This is a genomic window from Streptococcus sp. HMSC072D05, from assembly GCF_001815805.1.
In the GTDB taxonomy this organism is placed as follows: Bacteria; Bacillota; Bacilli; order Lactobacillales; family Streptococcaceae; genus Streptococcus.
Window position 1 is genome coordinate 100394 of sequence record NZ_KV821982.1, and the last position, 19929, is coordinate 120322.

20 protein-coding genes and 1 riboswitch are annotated in these 19929 nt (G+C 42.8%); of the genes, 14 read left to right on the top strand and 6 right to left on the bottom strand.

From position 1 onward, the window contains the following. Nucleotides 1-3: 3 nt before the first annotated feature. Nucleotides 4-597 (top strand): Holliday junction branch migration protein RuvA, encoded by a 594-nt coding sequence (ruvA, locus tag HMPREF3057_RS00450; RefSeq protein ID WP_070695992.1) that lies wholly within the window; start codon nucleotides 4-6, stop codon nucleotides 595-597. Nucleotides 598-606: 9 nt separating this feature from the next. Next, nucleotides 607-1173, top strand: coding sequence for a DNA-3-methyladenine glycosylase I (locus HMPREF3057_RS00455; RefSeq protein WP_000166572.1), 567 nt, complete (start codon nucleotides 607-609; stop codon nucleotides 1171-1173). Between the two features lie 79 nt (nucleotides 1174-1252). Here HMPREF3057_RS00455 and HMPREF3057_RS00460 read toward each other — a convergent pair whose 3' ends face one another. The 5 genes from HMPREF3057_RS00460 to HMPREF3057_RS00480 all read right to left on the bottom strand — a co-directional run bounded on the left by HMPREF3057_RS00460 (nucleotide 1253) and on the right by HMPREF3057_RS00480 (nucleotide 4820). Then, nucleotides 1253-1516: a SemiSWEET family transporter gene (locus HMPREF3057_RS00460; protein ID WP_000166112.1), complete on the bottom strand. Its 264-nt coding sequence runs from the start codon at nucleotides 1514-1516 to the stop codon at nucleotides 1253-1255. Nucleotides 1517-1621: 105 nt separating this feature from the next. Continuing rightward, the gene (locus tag HMPREF3057_RS00465; protein ID WP_000255130.1) at nucleotides 1622-2656 is read right to left on the bottom strand and encodes a S66 family peptidase; all 1035 of its coding nucleotides are present in this window, start codon (nucleotides 2654-2656) and stop codon (nucleotides 1622-1624) included. Between the two features lie 167 nt (nucleotides 2657-2823). Beyond that, the gene (locus HMPREF3057_RS00470) at nucleotides 2824-3171 is read right to left on the bottom strand and encodes a TfoX/Sxy family protein (protein WP_007520826.1); all 348 of its coding nucleotides are present in this window, start codon (nucleotides 3169-3171) and stop codon (nucleotides 2824-2826) included. A gap of 15 nt (nucleotides 3172-3186) precedes the next feature. Beyond that, nucleotides 3187-3864 carry a DUF1129 domain-containing protein gene (locus tag HMPREF3057_RS00475; protein WP_042903006.1) on the bottom strand — a complete coding sequence of 226 codons (678 nt, stop codon included), beginning with the start codon at nucleotides 3862-3864 and terminating at the stop codon, nucleotides 3187-3189. An 11-nt stretch (nucleotides 3865-3875) separates the two neighbouring features. Beyond that, nucleotides 3876-4820: a magnesium transporter CorA family protein gene (locus tag HMPREF3057_RS00480; RefSeq protein ID WP_000815616.1), complete on the bottom strand. Its 945-nt coding sequence runs from the start codon at nucleotides 4818-4820 to the stop codon at nucleotides 3876-3878. A 136-nt stretch (nucleotides 4821-4956) separates the two neighbouring features. On the opposite strand from HMPREF3057_RS00480, the gene uvrA reads away from it, so the two are divergent. Continuing rightward, nucleotides 4957-7782, top strand: coding sequence for an excinuclease ABC subunit UvrA (gene uvrA, locus HMPREF3057_RS00485; protein WP_001152876.1), 2826 nt, complete (start codon nucleotides 4957-4959; stop codon nucleotides 7780-7782). Between the two features lie 37 nt (nucleotides 7783-7819). Here the strand turns inward: uvrA and HMPREF3057_RS00490 are convergent, their stop codons facing one another. Further along, nucleotides 7820-8575: a hypothetical protein gene (locus tag HMPREF3057_RS00490; protein ID WP_001043930.1), complete on the bottom strand. Its 756-nt coding sequence runs from the start codon at nucleotides 8573-8575 to the stop codon at nucleotides 7820-7822. A gap of 147 nt (nucleotides 8576-8722) precedes the next feature. Here HMPREF3057_RS00490 and HMPREF3057_RS00495 point away from each other — a divergent pair, with 147 nt between their 5' ends. From HMPREF3057_RS00495 to HMPREF3057_RS00545, 11 genes are all read left to right on the top strand, one after another. Continuing rightward, nucleotides 8723-9784 (top strand): M24 family metallopeptidase, encoded by a 1062-nt coding sequence (locus HMPREF3057_RS00495; protein WP_044021487.1) that lies wholly within the window; start codon nucleotides 8723-8725, stop codon nucleotides 9782-9784. A gap of 55 nt (nucleotides 9785-9839) precedes the next feature. After that, nucleotides 9840-9991, top strand: a riboswitch (M-box (ykoK) riboswitch). A 195-nt stretch (nucleotides 9992-10186) separates the two neighbouring features. After that, on the top strand, nucleotides 10187-12847 hold the full coding sequence (gene mgtA / locus HMPREF3057_RS00500) for a magnesium-translocating P-type ATPase (RefSeq protein WP_070695994.1): 2661 nt from the start codon (nucleotides 10187-10189) through the stop codon (nucleotides 12845-12847). A gap of 134 nt (nucleotides 12848-12981) precedes the next feature. Further along, a complete protein-coding gene (gene spx / locus HMPREF3057_RS00505) occupies nucleotides 12982-13380 on the top strand; it encodes a transcriptional regulator Spx (protein WP_000591165.1) in 399 nt (132 codons plus the stop codon). A gap of 66 nt (nucleotides 13381-13446) precedes the next feature. Beyond that, nucleotides 13447-14016, top strand: coding sequence for an SP0191 family lipoprotein (locus tag HMPREF3057_RS00510; RefSeq protein WP_049520536.1), 570 nt, complete (start codon nucleotides 13447-13449; stop codon nucleotides 14014-14016). A gap of 86 nt (nucleotides 14017-14102) precedes the next feature. Further along, entirely contained in the window at nucleotides 14103-14369 is a 267-nt protein-coding gene (locus HMPREF3057_RS00515; protein ID WP_000507059.1) for an IreB family regulatory phosphoprotein, read from the top strand. Between the two features lie 3 nt (nucleotides 14370-14372). After that, nucleotides 14373-14792: a Holliday junction resolvase RuvX gene (ruvX, locus tag HMPREF3057_RS00520; protein ID WP_002876031.1), complete on the top strand. Its 420-nt coding sequence runs from the start codon at nucleotides 14373-14375 to the stop codon at nucleotides 14790-14792. A 15-nt stretch (nucleotides 14793-14807) separates the two neighbouring features. Continuing rightward, a complete protein-coding gene (locus HMPREF3057_RS00525) occupies nucleotides 14808-15113 on the top strand; it encodes a DUF1292 domain-containing protein (protein ID WP_000017624.1) in 306 nt (101 codons plus the stop codon). 310 nt (nucleotides 15114-15423) lie between these two features. Continuing rightward, entirely contained in the window at nucleotides 15424-16674 is a 1251-nt protein-coding gene (locus tag HMPREF3057_RS00530) for a bifunctional folylpolyglutamate synthase/dihydrofolate synthase (protein ID WP_049489451.1), read from the top strand. A 90-nt stretch (nucleotides 16675-16764) separates the two neighbouring features. Further along, nucleotides 16765-17220: an SP_0198 family lipoprotein gene (locus HMPREF3057_RS00535; RefSeq protein WP_000853130.1), complete on the top strand. Its 456-nt coding sequence runs from the start codon at nucleotides 16765-16767 to the stop codon at nucleotides 17218-17220. 184 nt (nucleotides 17221-17404) lie between these two features. Continuing rightward, complete coding sequence (locus HMPREF3057_RS00540) at nucleotides 17405-18556, top strand: iron-containing alcohol dehydrogenase (RefSeq protein ID WP_000190390.1); 1152 nt, start codon at nucleotides 17405-17407, stop codon at nucleotides 18554-18556. A 104-nt stretch (nucleotides 18557-18660) separates the two neighbouring features. Then, nucleotides 18661-19929, top strand: coding sequence for a glycosyltransferase (locus HMPREF3057_RS00545; RefSeq protein ID WP_001226466.1), 1269 nt, complete (start codon nucleotides 18661-18663; stop codon nucleotides 19927-19929).

The following is a 19929-nucleotide window of genomic DNA, read 5'->3' on the forward strand; positions in this document are numbered from 1 at the left end:
ATTATGTACGAATATCTAAAAGGAATCATTACCAAAGTCACTGCTAAATACATCGTCCTAGAAGCTAACGGTATCGGCTATATCCTGCATGTGGCCAATCCTTATGCCTATTCAGGTCAGGTGAATCAAGAAACTCAGATTTATGTGCACCAAGTTGTCCGTGAGGATGCCCATCTGCTTTACGGCTTTCGTTCAGAAGACGAGAAGAAGCTCTTTCTCAGCCTGATTTCGGTCTCAGGGATTGGTCCTGTGTCAGCTCTTGCTATTATCGCTGCCGATGACAATGCTGGCTTGGTTCAGGCGATCGAGACTAAGAACATCACCTACTTGACCAAGTTCCCTAAAATTGGCAAGAAAACAGCCCAACAGATGGTGCTGGACTTGGAAGGCAAGGTAGTCGTGGCTAGTGATGACCTTCCTGCCAAGGTGGCAGTGCAAACCAGCGCTGAAAACCAAGAACTGGAAGAAGCTATGGAAGCCATGTTGGCACTGGGCTACAAGGCAACCGAGCTTAAGAAAATCAAGAAATTCTTTGAAGGAACGACAGACACAGCTGAGAACTATATCAAGTCGGCCCTTAAGATGTTGGTAAAATAGGAGATTTTTATGACAAAACGCTGTGGTTGGGTTAAAATGAACAACCCATTATATGTGGCCTATCATGATGAAGAGTGGGGCCAACCCCTTCATGATGACCGTGCTCTTTTTGAGTTGCTTTGTTTGGAAACTTACCAGTCGGGTCTATCTTGGGAAACGGTACTAAACAAACGCCAAGGATTCCGAGAAGCATTTCATGGCTATCAAATTCAAGAGGTCGCGGAAATGACAGATGGGGAGTTGGAAGCCATGTTAGAGAATCCAGCCATCATTCGAAATCGAGCCAAGATTTTTGCGACGCGTGCCAACGCCCAAGCATTTTTACAAGTCCAGAAAACCTTTGGCTCTTTTGACGCTTATCTCTGGTCCTTTGTTGAGGGAAAAACGATCGTGAATGATGTTCCTGACTATCACCTAGCACCTGCTAAAACAGCCTTGTCTGAAAAGTTATCTCAAGATCTCAAAAAACGAGGCTTCAAGTTCACAGGTCCAGTCGCAGTTTTAGCTTTTCTACAAGCGGCAGGTCTGATTGACGACCACGAAAATGATTGTGAGTGGAAAAGCGGAAATAAGTGAGTGCAGGCGTCTAATTATCTGAGAATATAGAAAAAGCTGAGATGAGTTTCTCAGCTTTTTGATTATATGCTAGTAATTTTTATAGTGCAGTAAGAAATGTCAGTCCACCTAAGACAACGCCAGCTGAGTTTGGAATAATTAGTATCCAATCCTTCTTAGGTTCTTTTGTCCATCCGTAAATAACCCAAATTAAACAAGATACTGCTGCGGATAAAGGCTGGAATGGTTGAGCTTTGTTGCCTTGTAAATTGGCAAAAATTTGTGGGATGTAGGCGATAAATACAATAATCCCGATAAAGGCCCCGATTGAACCGACAATTTGATTTATTTTTTGTTTAGTCATATACACCTCCTTTAAAAAGATATCATAGAAATAAGCAAAATGCAATAAATTCAGACACAAATTGTAACGAAAATCAATACCAAAGCACAAAAATGGAGAAATTGTTTATTTTTTGTTATAGTCAAAGCGAATGACTTGCTTCTGTGTATCCACATAAGCGTGAACGCCAAAGGGCACAATGGCTCTTGGAGTTGCGTGACCGACATTCAGATTATAGACAATCGGGATATTGTTATCAATGATATCCAATAGTGCTTCCTTATAGTCGTCATAGAAGGTTTCATCCATTGGCTTTCCGACCAAGAGTCCACTGATAACCCCAAATATCCCCGTGTCCTTTAAAGTCCGCAACATTTTTTTGAAATCATCAGGTTCAGGCTTTTCTTCGCTTGTTTCTAGCAAGAGAATCTTTCCTTCCCAGTCACATAAGTCAGGGAAGAGTCGGTACTCTTGGCAGAGGTCCGTGCTGTCTGCGTATCGAGAATTGTCAAAGATATCATAGAGGGACTCAAGGCAACCACCGAGAATTTCTCCCTCAAACTGAGCATTTCCTTGCAACAAATCAAAGCCTGTATTTACATGACTGATACGAGCTGTTCCCAGAGCCTTGGGACTAAAATCAGTCCGTTCCTCATACCAAAGGTCGCTAGGGCGGATTTCTGAGATTCTTCCCGTCTCGATCAATTCTTTAAAGTAGTGGAGACTATAGGGCAACATCTCCTTGTCCAATTCACAAATGTCTGCTAGAAAGGATTGCCCATAAAAAGTCTTGATCCCTAGTTTGTGCAACATAAGGTGGTTCATGGTTGTATCCGAGAAGCCAAGAAAAATCTTTTGTTGGATAACCTTTTGGAGCTGGTCGTTTTCAAAAAGGTAGGGTAGCAAGCGATAGGTATCATCCCCACCGATGGCGCATAGGATCATGTCGATGCTATCATCAGAAAAGGCCTGCATCAAATCCTCTGCACGTGCCTCCGGATGGTCCTTGATAAAGTCTAACCCTTTTAGCGAATGGGGCAGAAAGACAGGATTGAGTCCCAAATCCTTGAGACGTTGAATACCCAAATCGACTTCGTGTTTGACAAAATCCTCTCCGATAACACCACTAGACAAACTCACGATACCAATAGTAGAAACCATATCTCATCCTCCTAGAAATTGATTGAGCCTATTTTATCATAAAAGATGGGAGAAAACTATAGGGATTGGGGGTAGAAGTTCTATTGGATATCAAGAAAGCAAGAAAAAAGCAACCGCTAGTGCAGTTGCTTATCGTTTTACTAATCTGTAATCTCACTAGATATGAGTTACTTGGTTAACTCTTGATTATAGGAGAGGGCTAAATCAATCCAGTAAGGAAGTTCTTTTTGACCTTCAATATCTAGGTCTATATAGCCATGATAAGGTCGCCCTCTCATCAATGTAGTACGAGCTCCTGTTCGGGGTAGAACTTGCTTTTCCATTTCTTTGCCAATTCTCACCATAACCAGCTCGTCCTTTCTGGAACTGACTGTAAGAACCATTTTCCCACGAATCATAAAGGCCAGGCCACCAAACAGTTTCTTTTCTTCTAGCTCTTCTTCGAAAATTTGGGGAGGAAGTTTGAGTGCTAGAATTTTTCGAATCTGCTGTGCTAAGGATTGACTATATGCCATAGCGTTTCACTTTTCTTAATAACGGGATGGGCCTGCGCTTGCGCTTCGGATATTGAAGCGTTTCTTGAGATAGAAGCGAAGGGCGAGAAGGGCTGCTCCTAGGACAGCCAAAGGCAGTGGAGCAAGAATTGGATTGAGAGCTGCTGGTAGGAAGCTTGTTGCGAAGAAGACAGCCAACCAGAGAAGCATAGCAGCGAGGATGACGAGGATTGATTTCCAGAAAGGAGGGCGCTGGCTACGATCTGTGTCTGGTCCATAATACTGGTAGACAAAGTAGTACATCAAGTAGAAGGCCACCCCTCCAACAAGTCCAACCAACAAGAGGGTAATCAAACCATAGCCAATAGCCTGGTCTGTAGAGAAAAAGTTGGTCAGAGCGCTAACCAGTGCAAAGAGACTGGTGATAAAAAGGGCTGAGTCCATAATCATGAGTTTTGGATCATCATTTTCTTTTGGATGCTCTTTTTCGTACTGTTCCTTGACTGTAAAGCTGTGAGCCCAGTGAGTTGGAGCGCCGTAGAGGGAACGAGCTGTCGTTCCTTTGACTTGCTCTTCAAGGATTTTAGGAATGACTTCCTCAAAAACAGCCTTGATTTCAGCATCTGTTTTGCCATCTTTGATAAATTGTTGGGTAGCGATGTGGATAAACTCTTGGTTTTTCTTAGTTAATTTTTGTAAATCAATCTGAGACATAGGGATTCCTCTTAGAACCATTTTTTATGGATGAGATAGAGAGTGAGCGAAACACTCATAGCAAAGGCGATAAAGACGATTAACCAGAAGGCATGAGGCTCACCGTTCAAAGGGATTTCATTATCCTTAAAGTTCATCCCGTAGGCTGAGAAGATCATGGTTGGGACAGACATAACGATGGTCACGAGAGCCAGGGTCTTCATGATGTTGTTCTGGTTATTGGAAATGATAGAGGCAAAGGTCTCTGTCATAGAGTGAAGGACATTTCCATAGATATCTGCCATCTCGATGGCCTGTTGGGTTTCAATCAGGGTGTCTTCGAGTAGGTCTTCGTCCTCTAAGTATTTTTTGATATTGCTGGTTGCACTGGTCAATTTCTTAATCACGCGCTCGTTCGTCTTAAGTGAGGCCTTGAAATAGACGATGGTCTTTTCCAATTCCATGAGTTCGATCAGTTCTTCGTTTCGAGTGGATTTGTGAAGTTGACTTTCGATCTGGTCACTCTTACGGTCAATCGAACGAAGGGCTGTCAGGTAAAGCTCAGCGTTGCGGTAGAGAATCTGGAAGATAAAACGTGAACGCATGAAGGTGTAAAAGTTGCGCAGTCTACGGTTGATAAAGACATCGAGAACTGGGAGGGGTTCCAAGCAGGTGGTGATAATGGTTTCCTCTGTGATGATAATCCCCAGCGGAATCGTAACGTAGTAGGTACGATTGTTTCTTTCCTCTGTGATGGGAACGTCTACGATGATCAAAGTGTACTCATCTTCGATGGTAATACGGGACATTTCTTCCGCATCGAGCGGTGCTCGAAGGTCGGCAATGTCAATGTCAAAGGCGTTGGCGATTTCCAACGATTCATTTTGTGTAGGATTGACGAGGTTGATCCAAGTACCCGGTTCAAGCGTGTCGATCTCTTTAAATTCAGTTGTTGTTGAGAGAAAAACTTGTTTCATATCCCCTATCCTTTCCTACTATTCAGTGATTCATTTTTTGCACCGTACTATTATACTATAAAAACAGCTTTTTGGGTAATAGAATTTCACATTTTTTGGTATAATGGAAAGCAATAATGGACTAGAAAGAACAAAGATGCAAGATAAAATTGTGATTCATGGGGCACGTGCCCATAACTTAAAAAATATTGATGTGGAGATTCCGCGAGACAAGCTGGTTGTTGTGACTGGTTTGTCAGGGTCTGGGAAATCCAGTCTGGCCTTTGATACCCTCTATGCTGAGGGCCAACGTCGCTATGTAGAGAGTCTATCAGCCTATGCTCGCCAGTTTTTGGGCAACATGGAAAAACCAGATGTAGATGCCATTGATGGTCTCAGCCCAGCTATTTCCATCGACCAGAAAACGACTAGTAAAAACCCTCGTTCGACCGTTGGAACAACGACTGAAATCAATGACTATCTGCGTCTCCTCTACGCACGTGTGGGGACGCCTTACTGTATCAACGGACACGGGGCTATCAAGGCTTCTTCTGTAGAGCAAATCGTGGATAAGGTTTTGGAATTACCAGAACGCCAACGTCTGCAAATTTTAGCTCCGGTCATTCGTAAGAAAAAAGGGCAACACAAGAGTGTCATTGAAAAGGTTCAGAAAGATGGCTATGTCCGTGTCCGTGTGGATGGGGAAGTCTATGATGTGACCGAAGTGCCAGAGTTGTCCAAGAGCAAGCAACACAATATCGATGTTGTGGTTGACCGTATTGTTATCAAGGAGGGCATTCGTAGCCGTCTCTTTGACTCCATAGAGGCTGCCCTTCGTATCGCAGAAGGTTATGTCATTATCGACACTATGGACGATTCTGAGTTGCTCTTTTCTGAGCACTATGCCTGTCCAGTTTGTGGTTTTACTGTTCCAGAGTTAGAGCCACGTCTCTTCTCCTTTAATGCTCCTTTTGGCTCATGCAGTGAGTGTGACGGTTTGGGCATCAAGCTGGAGGTGGATGTTGACTTGGTGGTTCCTGATACCAGCAAAACTTTGCGTGAGGGAGCCTTGGCACCTTGGAATCCTATCTCATCCAACTACTATCCAAACATGCTAGAGCAGGCCATGACAGCCTTTGGAGTGGATATGGATAAGCCTTTTGAGGACTTGTCAGAAGAAGATAAAAACTTGATTCTTTACGGGTCTGATGGCAAGGAATTCCATTTCCACTATGAAAATGAATTTGGCGGTGTGCGCGATATTGACATTCCTTTTGAGGGAGTTGTCAATAATATCAAGCGTCGTTACCATGAGACTAACAGTGACTACACCCGTACCCAGATGCGACTCTACATGAATGAGCTGACTTGTGGAACCTGTCATGGCTATCGTCTCAACGATCAGGCCTTGTCTGTCCGTGTGGGTGGTGAGCAAGGACCACATATTGGTGAAATCTCAGATCTGTCTATCGCAGACCACTTGGAGTTGGTGAGCCAGCTGACCTTGTCTGAAAATGAAGCGATTATCGCCCGTCCCATTCTCAAGGAAATCAAGGATCGATTGACCTTCCTCAATAACGTAGGTCTTAACTATCTGACCCTGTCACGTTCGGCAGGAACCCTATCAGGTGGAGAGAGTCAGCGTATTCGCTTGGCAACCCAGATTGGGTCCAATTTATCAGGTGTCCTTTATATCCTGGATGAGCCGTCGATTGGTCTTCACCAGAGGGATAATGACCGCCTGATTGCTAGTCTGAAAAAGATGCGTGACTTGGGCAATACTCTCATCGTGGTGGAACACGACGAAGATACCATGCGCGAGGCGGATTATCTGATTGACGTTGGTCCAGGTGCCGGTGTTTTTGGTGGCGAGATTGTTGCTGCAGGAACACCCAAGCAGGTGGCCCGTAATAGTAAGTCTATTACAGGCCAGTACTTGTCAGGTAAACGTGCCATTCCAGTACCAGAAGAGCGCCGTGCCGGAAATGGTCGCTTTATCGAAGTGACAGGTGCGCGTGAGAACAACTTGCAAAATATCACTGCTCGCTTCCCATTAGGAAAATTCATCGCGGTGACAGGTGTGTCAGGTTCAGGGAAATCGACCTTAATCAACAGCATCCTCAAAAAAGCCATTGCGCAGAAGCTCAATCGCAATTCAGACAAGCCTGGTAAATTTAAGACGATTACAGGGATTGAGCATGTAGACCGCTTGATTGATATTGACCAGAGTCCAATCGGGCGAACGCCAAGGTCTAACCCGGCTACCTATACGGGAGTTTTTGACGATATACGTGACCTTTTTGCCCAGACAAACGAAGCTAAGATTCGAGGCTACAAGAAGGGCCGTTTCAGTTTCAACATCAAGGGCGGTCGTTGCGAAGCCTGCTCAGGTGACGGGATTATCAAGATCGAGATGCACTTCTTGCCAGATGTATACGTGGCTTGTGAAGTCTGCCACGGGACTCGCTACAACAGTGAAACCCTAGAAGTCCACTATAAGGAAAAGAATATCTCGCAGGTTTTGGACATGACCGTCAACGATGCGGTGGAATTCTTCCAACACATTCCCAAGATTCAGCGTAAACTTCAGACCATCAAGGATGTGGGGCTGGGCTATGTAACGCTAGGGCAACCGGCTACCACCCTTTCTGGAGGAGAAGCTCAGCGTATGAAGTTGGCTAGTGAACTCCACAAACGCTCGACAGGGAAATCCTTCTACATTCTGGATGAGCCAACTACAGGGCTTCACACTGAGGATATCGCTCGCTTGCTTAAAGTCTTGGCTCGCTTTGTCGACGATGGGAATACTGTCCTCGTCATCGAGCACAATCTAGATGTTATCAAGACAGCAGACCATATCATCGATTTGGGACCTGAGGGCGGTGTCGGTGGTGGAACCATCATCGCAACAGGAACCCCAGAAGAAGTAGCGGCCAATGAAGCCAGCTACACAGGACAGTATTTGAAAGGAAAGTTAAAATAAGATTTAAAAGGCTCTGCTTTTTTAGGCAGAGTCTTTTTTATAATAAATTACGAATTTTTTCTTTTATAAATGAGTTAAGAGAATAGTGTTTATCCAGATATTCTAGGAGTGCTTGAGCAGACTCAGAAATGCGTTCGTAACCTTGCAAAAAGTGAGGCAATTGCTTGGCTTCCTTTGGATAACCTTCTTCAAATCGTCTGTTGGTATTAAAGATATCTATAAAATTAGATTTAGAAGTTGTTTCCAAACTGATTAGTTCAGTCCAAAGCTTGACGGTTCTGTTTTGTATTAAATCATAAGCAGCTAATTTTTCGCCTCGCTGATAACGACCTAGCCCTAAATATAGATTACATAAAATTTCTCCCAACAACCATTCACGGTCTCTGTTTTCTTTTGATGGCAGTCTTTGTGGCTGACAGATTGTTTCATCAAAACCGACCTCCTTCCAGATAATCTTGCCTTCAGAGAAGGGAATGTTTACTAGTTCTTGAGCTTCAAAGACAGCAAATTCACAAAAAACATCATCTTCAAATAGAACTTTATGTCCGTCCACTGTATTTTGGTAGTGAAATGCAATTGGTTCTAGCTTACTTAACCAGGTTAGGTCTTGGATATAAGTCTGCTTGTAGCCATCTTTTACAATAACAAAGAAGTCTAAATCTGAGTACTGATCCAATCGTTCTCTTTCTGTTCCGCAAGAACCAAGCGCCAGCAAAGCTAGTGCTTGGTTCGAATCTTTTAGAGACTGACCAATCTCATCTAGTCTTTGTAACAGCAATTCTGTTTTATTCATATCGATACCTCATTCTTTCTTGTTTAACAGAAATTATACATTAAGCGCTTTCAAATGTCAATTTTATCTAATCTTAGCTATATAGATTGTATTATTTTCGATATTTTTTTGCTATAATAAATTAAATCATTTTATGGAGGTTTTCTCATGTTATCAAGAGTTGAAAAATTTGAAGTAGCCTTAAAACAGACAGAGTGTGATGCTGTCTTAGTAACCAATCTGAAGAATATTTACTATCTGACTGGTTTCAGCGGGACAGAGGCGACAGTTTTCATCAGTAAAAAGCGCCGGATTTTTCTGACGGATTCTCGTTATACTCTTATTGCCAAGGGCGTGGTTGAGGGCTTTGACATTGTGGAAACGCGCGATGCGGTTGGTGAAATTGCTAAAATTATAGCGGACGACAAGCTGGAAAAAATTGGCTTTGATGACGAGATTTCCTATGCTTACTTCAAGATGCTGGAAAGTGTGTTTGCTGGTCATGAGCTGGTTCCAATGACTGGTTTTATTGAAAATCTGCGGATGATCAAGGATGAGCAAGAAATCGCAACCATTCGTAGGGCCTGCCAGATTTCTGACCAAGCCTTCCTAGATGTACTGGATTTTATCAAGCCCGGTGAGACGACTGAGCTAGCCGTTATGAACTTTTTAGATGCCCGTATGCGCCAGCTAGGTGCTTCAGGTGCCTCTTTTGATTTTATCATCGCTTCGGGCTACCGCTCTGCTATGCCACATGGCGTGGCTAGTGACAAGGTCATTCAAAAGGGTGAAACCCTGACCATGGACTTTGGTTGCTACTACAACCACTATGTCAGCGATATGACGCGGACAGTTCATGTGGGGCAGGTGACAGATGAAGAGCGGGAGATTTATGATATTGTCCTGCGCAGCAATCAAGCCCTCATAGATGCAGCCAAGGCTGGTCTCAGTCGAATTGATTTTGACAGGATTCCGCGCCAGATTATTAACGATGCAGGCTACGGTCCTTACTTCAGCCACGGGATTGGACATGGGATTGGTTTGGATATCCATGAAATTCCTTACTTTGGCAAGTCAGAAGAGCCAATCAAGGCTGGCATGGTCTTGACCGATGAGCCGGGTATTTATCTGGATGGAAAATACGGGGTGCGTATCGAGGATGATATCTTGATTACGGATACAGGTTGCGAATTATTGACCCTTGCTCCAAAGGAATTAATTGTTATTTAAGAAAATTAAGATAAATCATTGACTTTTATATTTTAAAGGTTTATACTGATAGACGAAAACGGTAGGTGAGGCTACCATAGGGATACGGATGACTACCGCAAAGCAGTGGAGACACTACTCGTTGGTCAACAGTTCTGGTCGCGAAGGCCAAGACTAAGCTCATTACATTGCCCTATGGAGTTAAAGCTTGAACGAAAAAACAGATAATTAGTTTTTTAATCCTGCCATTTTATGGTGGGATTTTCTACTGTTTTAGAACAAGGAAAGGAGACAAACGATGCAAATTGACGATCATCCAGAACCGCACATACACAGCCAATCGCTGATTTGTGTCGTTCTGCCCTTATAAAGTGATTGGTCTCTGTGTATGAAACATATCATTCATACAGATAGGAGAAACCAATGAAAACTACAAAAGAAAGATTAGCAACAGCTATTCATACACCTTTAAAAGAAACTCTATCTTTTTATAAGACAAGTCTAACAGGCTTGACTGAGGAGCAGGTGGAGAAAAATCGTGACCTATATGGCGAAAACACCATCACCAAGGGTCAAGAAGACAGTATCCTCAAAAAGATTTACGAATCTATTATCAATCCATTTACAATCATCCTGCTGGTCATCGCTATGATTTCCATGGTGACCAATGTCTGGTTGGCGAAGCCTGGACAAGAAGATCCGACGACCTCTATCATCATCGTCGTTCTCGTTCTAATCTCTGGTGGCATACGCTTTGTCCAAGAACTGCGGAGTGACAAGGCTGCGACCAATCTATCAAAAATGATTGTGAATACAGCCACAGTTATCCGCGAAGGCCAGAGTTTTGAGGTCGCAATTGAAGATTTGGTCGTTGGAGATATAGTCAAATTAAGTGCTGGGGATATGATTCCAGCAGACCTCCTTTTGACTGAATCACGTGATTTCTTTGTTCAACAGTCTGGTTTGACAGGTGAAAGTGACTCGGTTGAAAAACTAGCCTTGTCAAAAATGAGTCAGTCAAATTTTGATAGTCTGCTAGAAGCAGAAGCGCTCGCTTTTATGGGAACCAATGTGATATCAGGAAGCGCTAAGGCTTTGATTCTAGCGGTCGGTGATGACACCATGATGGGAGAAATCGAGCAGACTCTCAATACCTATGACGAACCGACCTCTTTTGAACGGGAGATGAACAGCATCTCTTGGCTCTTAATCCGTTTGATGTTAGTCATGGTTCCCATCGTCTTTCTCTCCAATGGCTTGACAGATGGCGACTGGCTGGAAGCAGGTGTGTTTGCACTGAGTGTTGGTGTTGGATTGACACCTGAGATGCTTCCTATGATCATCACGGCCAGTCTAGCAAAAGGCTCCATTATCATGGCCAAGGAAAAAGTGGTTATCAAGAAACTCAATGCCATACAAGATTTAGGTGCTATTGATATCCTATGCACGGATAAAACCGGAACCCTTACCCAAGACGAAATTGTCCTGGAATATCCTTTGGATATACATGGAGATTTGGATTTGTCTGTGTTGAGACGGGCTTATCTCAATTCCTATTTTCAAACCGGTTTGAAGAACTTGATGGACCGTGCCATTATCAGTAGAACTGAAAAAGAAGCTAAAGAACACGCTATTCTACAAAATTTGGATACTAGCTTCCAAAAAATAGATGAATTACCCTTTGATTTTGAACGCAGACGGATGAGTGTCATCGTCAAGGATGAGAACGAAGTTGTTAGTTTGGTAACCAAGGGTGCCCTAGAGGAAATGCTTGCGATTTCAACCCATGTGGAATATCAAGGTCAGATTAGCCCTCTGACGGATGATATCCGAGTGGAAATCTTAAAAGAAGTAGATCAACTTAATCAACAGGGATTGCGAGTCTTGGGAGTCGCTTATAAAACAGGCCTAAAAGAAGGTTTTGCTTACTCAGTTGAAGATGAAAAAGAGATGATTCTAACAGGATATCTTGCCTTTCTAGATCCACCAAAACCATCAGCAGCACCTGCTATCCAAGCTTTGTTAGAACACGGTGTTCAAACAAAGATCTTGACGGGAGACAATGAGAAGGTAACCCAAGCAGTTTGCGAAAAAGTTGGTTTAGACGTTGATCAAATCTTGTTGGGTTCTGATATTGATGCCATGACGGACGAAGAGTTGGCTCAAGCAGTTGAGAAAGTGACGGTCTTTGCCAAACTCTCTCCGGATCAAAAAGCACGAATCATTTTACAAATCAAATCGAATGGACATTGTGTCGGCTATATGGGAGATGGGATCAATGATGCCCCTTCTATGAAAGTGGCCGATGTGGGGATTTCGGTTGATACAGCAGTAGATATTGCCAAAGAAACGGCTGATGTCATTTTGCTAGATAAGGATTTGATGGTGCTTGAAAAAGGGCTGGTTGAAGGACGCAAAGTCTATGCCAACATGACCAAATATATCAAGATGACGGTCAGCTCTAATTTCGGGAACATTTTCTCTCTGTTAGTGTCTGGTATCTTTTTACCTTTCCTTCCTATGGCTCCGATTCACTTGATTGTGTTAAACCTCGTCTATGATCTTTCTTGCATTGCCTTGCCATTTGATAATGTGGATGAAGACTTTTTGAAACATCCTCATAAGTGGGAAGCTAAGTCTATTACTCGTTTTATGATTTGGATGGGTCCGATTTCTTCTGCCTTTGATATTTTGACCTTTATCTTGCTCTATTTTGTCATTGTCCCAATGGCGACAGGTCAAGCCTATGCTCACGGAGCAGAGTCTGCAACGGGCTTTATTATTTTGTTCCAGACAGGTTGGTTCATTGAATCCATGTGGTCCCAAACCATGGTTATCCATATGCTTCGTTCAGCAAAACTTCCTTTCTTACAAAGTCGTCCATCATGGTTTGTTCTTGGAACAACCTTGCTAGCAGCTAGTTTTGTGACCTTCCTTCCCTACTCTTCAATTGCTAGCCTGCTTCATTTAACCCCTTTGGAACCAATTTATTTCCTCTTTTTGCTTTTGATTATCGTTCTCTATATGATAAGTGTTACAGTTGTAAAACGATTGTATATCAAAAAATTTAAAAGTTGGTTATAAATTGATTTTGTCAAGAAAAAAGTACGAAAATCGCGAAAAAAGTTAATTTTTTTTAAAAATAGGTCGCAAGTCGGATGTTTTTTATGGTATAATAGACTAAACTGATAGTAACATGTAGCGAAAGGGGTAGGTACATGATCAAAATTTATACAGTCTCAAGTTGTACTAGCTGTAAAAAAGCGAAAACCTGGCTCAATGCCCACCAGTTAAGTTATAAAGAACAAAATCTCGGTAAAGAAGGAATTACAAGAGAAGAGTTATTAGATATTCTCACGAAAACAGATAATGGAATTGCCAGTATCGTTTCGTCAAAAAACCGCTACGCTAAGGCACTTGGAGTTGACATCGAGGATTTGAGTGTCAATGAAGTGCTCAACTTAATCATGGAAACACCACGGATCTTAAAGAGTCCGATTCTCGTTGACGAGAAGCGCCTACAAGTCGGCTATAAAGAAGATGATATCCGTGCCTTCTTGCCACGCTCTGTCCGTAATGTAGAAAATGCAGAAGCACGTCTACGTGCAGCTCTATAAAACATCAAGGCTGGGAGTGACTCCTGGCCTTGTTTGCTCTTTTGTTTTAAAATCATGTGAGGAATTATGAAAAAGTTACTAATTGCTAGTTTTGCTCTCGTCTTTTTGCTTGCGGGATGTGGGCAAAAAAAGGAAACCCCTGCTGCTTCTACAACAGCATCTGACCCCATCCAATCAAACCTTCCCGTTTTGGACAATGCCGAAAAAAATACGGTTGTCACCAAGACTCTGTTGATGCCGAAGTCAGAAAATGGAACGCAACAGATTCAAACAATTACCTATAAAGGTAATCAGTTTTTGACCTTGACCATCCAGCAAAAACGACCTGTCGGGGATGAACTCAAGACCTTTATCTCTGAAAATGGCCTAGAGGAGACGCAAAAAGCGCTTCTAGAAGCGGAAGAAAAGGATGAGACCATCCAAGAGGCACGCAAACTAGCAGGATTCAAACTGGAAACAAAGCTACTCAGCGAGACAGAAATCCAGACGACAACGACTTATGATTTTCAAGTATTGGATGTCAAAAAGGCATCTCAGCTGGAATATTTAAAAAATATCGGCCTTGAAAATCTCTTAAAAAACGAACCTAGCCAATATATTGCAGATAGAGTGGCAAATGGGGCGACAGAACAATAGAAAATCCAAATTAATAGACTGACTTATTTGTAGAACGTCAGGGAATGTGCTATAATAGTACTATTCTAAGGAAAGAGGGTGTTAGAATGGGATTTACTGAAGAAACTGTACGGTTTAAATTGGATGATTCCAATAAGAAAGAAATTAGCGAAACATTGACAGATGTTTATGCTTCTTTGAATGACAAGGGCTACAATCCGATTAACCAGATCGTCGGTTATGTATTGAGTGGAGACCCTGCCTACGTTCCTCGTTATAACAATGCACGAAATCAAATCCGTAAGTATGAGCGTGATGAAATTGTTGAAGAATTGGTACGCTACTACCTAAAAGGACAAGGAGTCGATCTATAATCTATGAGAATTATGGGATTGGACGTCGGTTCAAAAACAGTAGGGGTGGCTATTAGCGATCCGCTCGGTTTCACCGCTCAGGGACTTGAAATCATCCAGATTAATGAGGACCAGGGCCAGTTTGGTTTTGACCGCATCAAGGAATTGGTTGACAGCTATAAGGTAGAACGCTTTGTAGTAGGTTTGCCAAAGAACATGAACAATACCAGTGGTCCGCGAGTAGAAGCCAGTCAAGCCTATGGTGCCAAGCTAGAAGAACTCTTTGGTTTGCCAGTAGACTATCAGGATGAGCGTTTGACAACGGTCGCTGCGGAGCGTATGTTGATTGAACAAGCAGATATCAGCCGTAACAAACGCAAGAAAGTTATTGATAAGTTGGCTGCTCAGCTGATTTTGCAAAATTATTTAGATAGAAAATTTTAAGACAGAGGAGAAACTATGTCACACGATCACAACCATGACCACGAAGAACGTGAATTGATTACACTAGTAGATGAGCAAGGAAATGAAACCTTGTTTGAAATTCTTTTGACCATCGACGGGAAAGAAGAATTTGGTAAAAACTATGTTCTGCTAGTGCCAGTTAATGCAGAAGAAGATGAAAATGGTGAAGTTGAAATTCAAGCTTACTCATTCATCGAAAATGAAGACGGAACAGAAGGCGAATTGCAACCAATTCCAGAAGACTCAGAAGACGAATGGAACATGATTGAAGAAGTCTTCAACAGCTTTATGGAGGAGTGATACAGTCTGGGAGACTGTATCAGCCCAACTCCCAGAAATTGGAGAGAGTTGGAACGTCCGGGGAACGTTTTTAGCCCAGTTCCTTAAAATAAGAGAGAACTGGTATGTCTGGGAGACTGTATCACCCCAACTCCTAGAAACTAGAAAGAGTTGGAACATCCAGTGGATGTTTTTAGCTCACGTTGAAATTCATAGTAGCTAGTGATTAGCTAACCAGGTAAGAGGTCGGGATTTTAGTCCCGACCTCGTTTTTTATTTGTAATCATACTTTGATGCGGTAGTTGATTGGACTTTTGTTAAGGAGACATGTATGTTTGAAGTAGAAAAATGGCTGCATAGTCGGATTGGTTTAAACTTTAGATCTGGACTTGGACGAATGCAGCGAGCTGTGGATTTGCTGGGGAATCCTGAGAAGACTTATCCTATTATCCACGTAACAGGTACTAACGGTAAAGGGTCAACTATTGCCTTCATGAGGGAGTTGTTTGTTGCTCATGGTAAAAAAGTTGGTACTTTCACCTCTCCTCATATCGTCAGTATCCATGATCGAATCTGTATTAATGGGCAACCGATTGCTGATGCAGATTTTATCCGTTTGGCGGAGCAGGTCAATGAGATGGAAAAGACGCTTTTGCAAACCTATGACCAGTTGTCCTTTTTTGAATTACTGACTCTGATTGCTTTGCTTTACTTTAAAGAGCAGGGAGTGGATATAGTTCTGCTAGAAGTGGGGATTGGTGGTTTGCTTGATACCACTAATGTCGTAACAGGAGAGATTGCAGTTATTACTTCCATTGGGCTAGATCATCAGGAGACCTTGGGCGATAGTCTGGAGGAAATAGCCGAGCAGAAAGCTGGTATTTTCAAGGCTGGCAAGAAGGCGGTCATTGCCAAGCTTACTCCAGAAGCGGAGCTTGTCTGTCAAAAAAGAGCAAAAGAGTTAGCTGTTGAACTTTATCAAGCTGGGCGAGACTTCACCTTGAATGCTGGGGATTTTTCAAGTAAGCTAGCAAACTTTTCACAGCTTGAAATCAGTTTGGAAGGTGCTTATCAGCAAGAAAATGCCGCCTTGGCTTTAGAAACTTTTCTTATGTTTATGGCGTCAAGAGGTGAAAGGGTCGAAGAAGAGTTTGTCAGACGGGCTTTGAAGGAGACACATTGGGCAGGTCGATTGGAACGGATTCGTCCACAAATCTACCTAGATGGGGCTCACAATCTGCCAGCCTTGACTCGTCTAGTCGAGTTTATCCAAGGGAAAATCCAGCAAGGTTACCAGGTTCGCATCCTTTTTGGAGCACTTAAACGCAAGGATTATCAGGGGATGTTAGGCTATCTATCTAAGCAGTTGCCTGAGGTGGAACTTAAGGTAACAGGCTTTGACTACCAAGGCTCTCTGGATGAAAAGGATGTGGCGGGTTACGATTTGATTTCTTCCTATGGCGGTTTTATCAGAGAATTTGAAGAAAAGGCCAAAGATCAGGACTTGCTTTTCGTGACGGGCTCGCTCTACTTTATCTCGGAAGTCCGAGCGAGTTTGCAAGGAAGCGATGGGATTAGTTGACCTTCTAGGCTTAAGTTGTTATACTTGAGGTAGGAGGTATATCTGGAAACGATTCCAGCAAAACATTGGCACAAAAGAAAGGAAATCGCTATGAAAACGAAAACATTCACACTTTCTATTGCTTCCCTAGCAATTCTTAGTCTTTTAGCAGCTTGTGGACCTAAGGCACAAGCCCCTACCCAGCAATCTGCTCAGCAATCATCTTCTCAACAAGAATCATCTTCTAGCGCTGCGACAAGTGCTAGTCAACCACAGGCGTCCTCAAGTCAGGACACTACTGTAGCTCAACCTACGAATATCGATGGTACCTATACTGGAAAAGATGAGAATGACCAAATCACTCTTGTTGTAACAGGTAAAACTGGTACATGGACTGAGGTCGAGCCAGATGGAGATAAGGAAATCAAGCAAGTCAGCTTTGAACCAGAAAATCAACGTGTCATTATCGGTGATGATGTCAAAATTTACACGGTTAATGGTAATCAATTGATTATCGACGATATGGACCGAGAGACATCTGACCGAGTGGTATTAACTAAGCAATAATGATTAAGTAAAAGTTCCAATGAGATGAAATCCATCTTTTTGGAGCTTTTTTCTTGAAAAAGTGGCTGGCTGTTCTTTACTAACTTTTTACTTAAAACGCTTACAAATATTTGTAAAACTTCTTATAAGGTCGTATACTTATAGTAAATAATCAAATAGCGCAAAGGCGCAGGAGGAAAAGCATATGGCTACATTTTACGTTCCGGCAGTTAACCTTATTGGTAAAGGTGTTGTAAATGAAGTAGGTCCGTATATCAAGGAACTGGGGTATAAGAAGGCCCTTTTGGTGACAGATAAGTTCATCGAAGGTAGTGATATTTTACCCAAAGTCCTAAAACCGTTAGATGCTGAAGGGATCGAATATGTAATCTTTAGCGATGTGGAGCCAAATCCGACTTGCAAGAACGTCACAGACGGAGTGGCTGTCCTGAAAGAGCATGGATGTGACTTCATCATCAGTCTTGGGGGAGGATCTCCTCAGGATGCGGCTAGTTGTATCTCTATCATTGCTACAAATGGTGGCAAACCACAGGACTACGAAGGTCTCCACAAGTCTGCTAAAAAAGGCTTGCCAGTGGTTGCGATCAATACAACAGCTGGAACTTCTGCAGAAATCACCATTAACTATGTTATTACTGACGAAGAGCGCAAGGTCAAGATGGTAATGGTTGATAAGAATAGCCTTGCCCTTATCTCTGTCAATGATCCAGAACTCATGCTTTCAAAGCCGAAAGGATTGACAGCAGCGACAGGTATGGATGCTCTTACTCACGCTGTCGAAGCCTTGGTAACACCAGGTGCTTATAATGTGACCAAGAAACTTTCTATCGGAGCGATTGAACTCATCAAGGAGTATCTTCCTCGTGCTGTGGCAAATGGCCAAGATATTGAAGCGCGTGAGGGTATGGTCAATGCCATCTTCCTCGGTGGTATGAGCTTTAACAATGCTGGTTTGGGTTATGTTCATTCTATGGCTCACCAACTCGGTGCGGTATATAACTTGCCACATGGTGTCTGCTGTGCCATGCTTCTCCCAGTTGTAGAACGTGAAAATGCCAAGCGTGTACCAGAAGCATTCCGCAATGTAGCCAAGGCTTTGGGACTCCATGTGGAGGGGAAAACAGACCAAGAATGCGCTGACTATGCTATCGCTGAGATTGAGAAACTTTCTGAAACTGTTGGTATTCCGAAGAAACTCACTGAACTCGGTATCCAAGAAAAAGACTTTGACTTTGACTACCTTTCTAAGAATGCTTTGATTGATGCATGTGCGCCAGGCAATCCATTTATGCCAACTTTAGAAGAAACCATTGCTCTCTACAAAGAACTCTTCTAAAAATCAAGTAGAGTAGACGGGACTTGTTCCTCAAAATATAAATAATATTGGAAAGAACTATCATTTTGGTAGTTCTTTTTTTAAAAATTTGCTATCCTAGACATATGAGAAAAATCAAAATTGATGTGGTTGTAGTTCCCTTGAGTGGGCATCTCTTCCCAACACTGAATTTACTTGCCCCCTTGTTGAAGGATCCCTTGTATGAGATTCGATTATTTACAGGACCGCAACGAAAAACTGTAGCAGAGGAGATGGGATTCCGGGTGATTCCCATTTTAGAAAATTGTGTAGATGAGTTTGAGCGTGTAGCCAACAATGAAGGTCAATTAAACCTGTTTTCTGCTTATCGACAGTTGTCAGCTAGTCTTGATTTGATCAATGTGGTTTCAGATCAATTAGTGCAAGAGTGGCAGGAAAATAGACCGGATATTGTGATTGCGGACTTTATAACCCTCTCTGGAGGACTTGTTGCGGAACAGTTGAACATTCCCTGGATTACCACGATGGCGACACAGTTTGCCATTGAAACGACAGATGGACCGCCTTGTTTCTTTGGAGGAATGGGCAGTCCAAAAACATCTTTCCAATCTGGTCTGCAATGGCTAGGAAGAAAAGGGACTCGTTTAGGGAAACGAATCGTAAGCTTTTTATTGAGAGAACGATTGAAACGTTACGATTTTAGGCTCTACAATCAGAAAGGTCAGGAAACCATCTATTCACCCTATTCCATCTTGGGAATTGGGATGAAAGAGTTGGAGCTGAAAAGCGGTTTTCCAGAGCACTACCTTTGGGTGGGACCTTTTGGCTCTTCGATTGAGAGGGCAGAAAATTATCCACTCGATTTGTCTCCTTATGCAGGTTATAAGAAGGTCCTTGTCTCCTGTGGCACTCAGCTAGCATGGGCTAAAGACAATCTCCTCTATCAGACACAACAATTGGCAGAAGCACATCCAGATTGCCACTTCTTTGTGACTCTGGGGTTTGGCGGACAAGACTTCCAATGTGAAGAGCTCATGGACAATGTTTCTGTGGTATCCTATCTTCCCTATAAGGAGTACATTCCTCAGATGGATTATGTGATTCATCATGGTGGTGCGGGTATTTTTTACCAGTGTATCATCTATGGTAAGCCTGCCTTGATTCTCCCCCATGACTATGATCAGTATGACTATGCAGTTCGTGGATTAGAGGCAGGGATTGCCTTGACTGCTAAACGAGAGGATACGGAAGCGATTGGACGTGCCTTTGATGAGTTGTTGGCTAGAGATGACTGGCCAGACTTGAACAGACTTAGTCGTGCAGCTCAAATCTATCAGCCAACAGAGATTCTGAAGAGCGAAATACATCGGCTCTTAGGGGACAAGGAGAAGTAA

Bases quoted from the DNA above. Each gene is read 5' to 3' on its own strand.
- HMPREF3057_RS00455 (WP_000166572.1), top strand. From the start codon at position 607: ATGACAAAACGCTGTGGTTGGGTTAAAATGAACAACCCATTATATGTG.
- HMPREF3057_RS00470 (WP_007520826.1), bottom strand. From the start codon at position 3,171: ATGGCATATAGTCAATCCTTAGCACAGCAGATTCGAAAAATTCTAGCA.
- HMPREF3057_RS00515 (WP_000507059.1), top strand. From the start codon at position 14,103: ATGGGATTTACTGAAGAAACTGTACGGTTTAAATTGGATGATTCCAAT.
- HMPREF3057_RS00490 (WP_001043930.1), bottom strand. From the start codon at position 8,575: ATGAATAAAACAGAATTGCTGTTACAAAGACTAGATGAGATTGGTCAG.
- HMPREF3057_RS00465 (WP_000255130.1), bottom strand. From the start codon at position 2,656: ATGGTTTCTACTATTGGTATCGTGAGTTTGTCTAGTGGTGTTATCGGA.
- HMPREF3057_RS00475 (WP_042903006.1), bottom strand. From the start codon at position 3,864: ATGTCTCAGATTGATTTACAAAAATTAACTAAGAAAAACCAAGAGTTT.
- HMPREF3057_RS00460 (WP_000166112.1), bottom strand. From the start codon at position 1,516: ATGACTAAACAAAAAATAAATCAAATTGTCGGTTCAATCGGGGCCTTT.
- HMPREF3057_RS00480 (WP_000815616.1), bottom strand. From the start codon at position 4,820: ATGAAACAAGTTTTTCTCTCAACAACAACTGAATTTAAAGAGATCGAC.
- HMPREF3057_RS00495 (WP_044021487.1), top strand. From the start codon at position 8,723: ATGTTATCAAGAGTTGAAAAATTTGAAGTAGCCTTAAAACAGACAGAG.
- ruvX (WP_002876031.1), top strand. From the start codon at position 14,373: ATGAGAATTATGGGATTGGACGTCGGTTCAAAAACAGTAGGGGTGGCT.
- HMPREF3057_RS00540 (WP_000190390.1), top strand. From the start codon at position 17,405: ATGGCTACATTTTACGTTCCGGCAGTTAACCTTATTGGTAAAGGTGTT.
- HMPREF3057_RS00530 (WP_049489451.1), top strand. From the start codon at position 15,424: ATGTTTGAAGTAGAAAAATGGCTGCATAGTCGGATTGGTTTAAACTTT.
- uvrA (WP_001152876.1), top strand. From the start codon at position 4,957: ATGCAAGATAAAATTGTGATTCATGGGGCACGTGCCCATAACTTAAAA.
- HMPREF3057_RS00525 (WP_000017624.1), top strand. From the start codon at position 14,808: ATGTCACACGATCACAACCATGACCACGAAGAACGTGAATTGATTACA.
- ruvA (WP_070695992.1), top strand. From the start codon at position 4: ATGTACGAATATCTAAAAGGAATCATTACCAAAGTCACTGCTAAATAC.
- spx (WP_000591165.1), top strand. From the start codon at position 12,982: ATGATCAAAATTTATACAGTCTCAAGTTGTACTAGCTGTAAAAAAGCG.
- HMPREF3057_RS00510 (WP_049520536.1), top strand. From the start codon at position 13,447: ATGAAAAAGTTACTAATTGCTAGTTTTGCTCTCGTCTTTTTGCTTGCG.
- HMPREF3057_RS00545 (WP_001226466.1), top strand. From the start codon at position 18,661: ATGAGAAAAATCAAAATTGATGTGGTTGTAGTTCCCTTGAGTGGGCAT.
- mgtA (WP_070695994.1), top strand. From the start codon at position 10,187: ATGAAAACTACAAAAGAAAGATTAGCAACAGCTATTCATACACCTTTA.
- HMPREF3057_RS00535 (WP_000853130.1), top strand. From the start codon at position 16,765: ATGAAAACGAAAACATTCACACTTTCTATTGCTTCCCTAGCAATTCTT.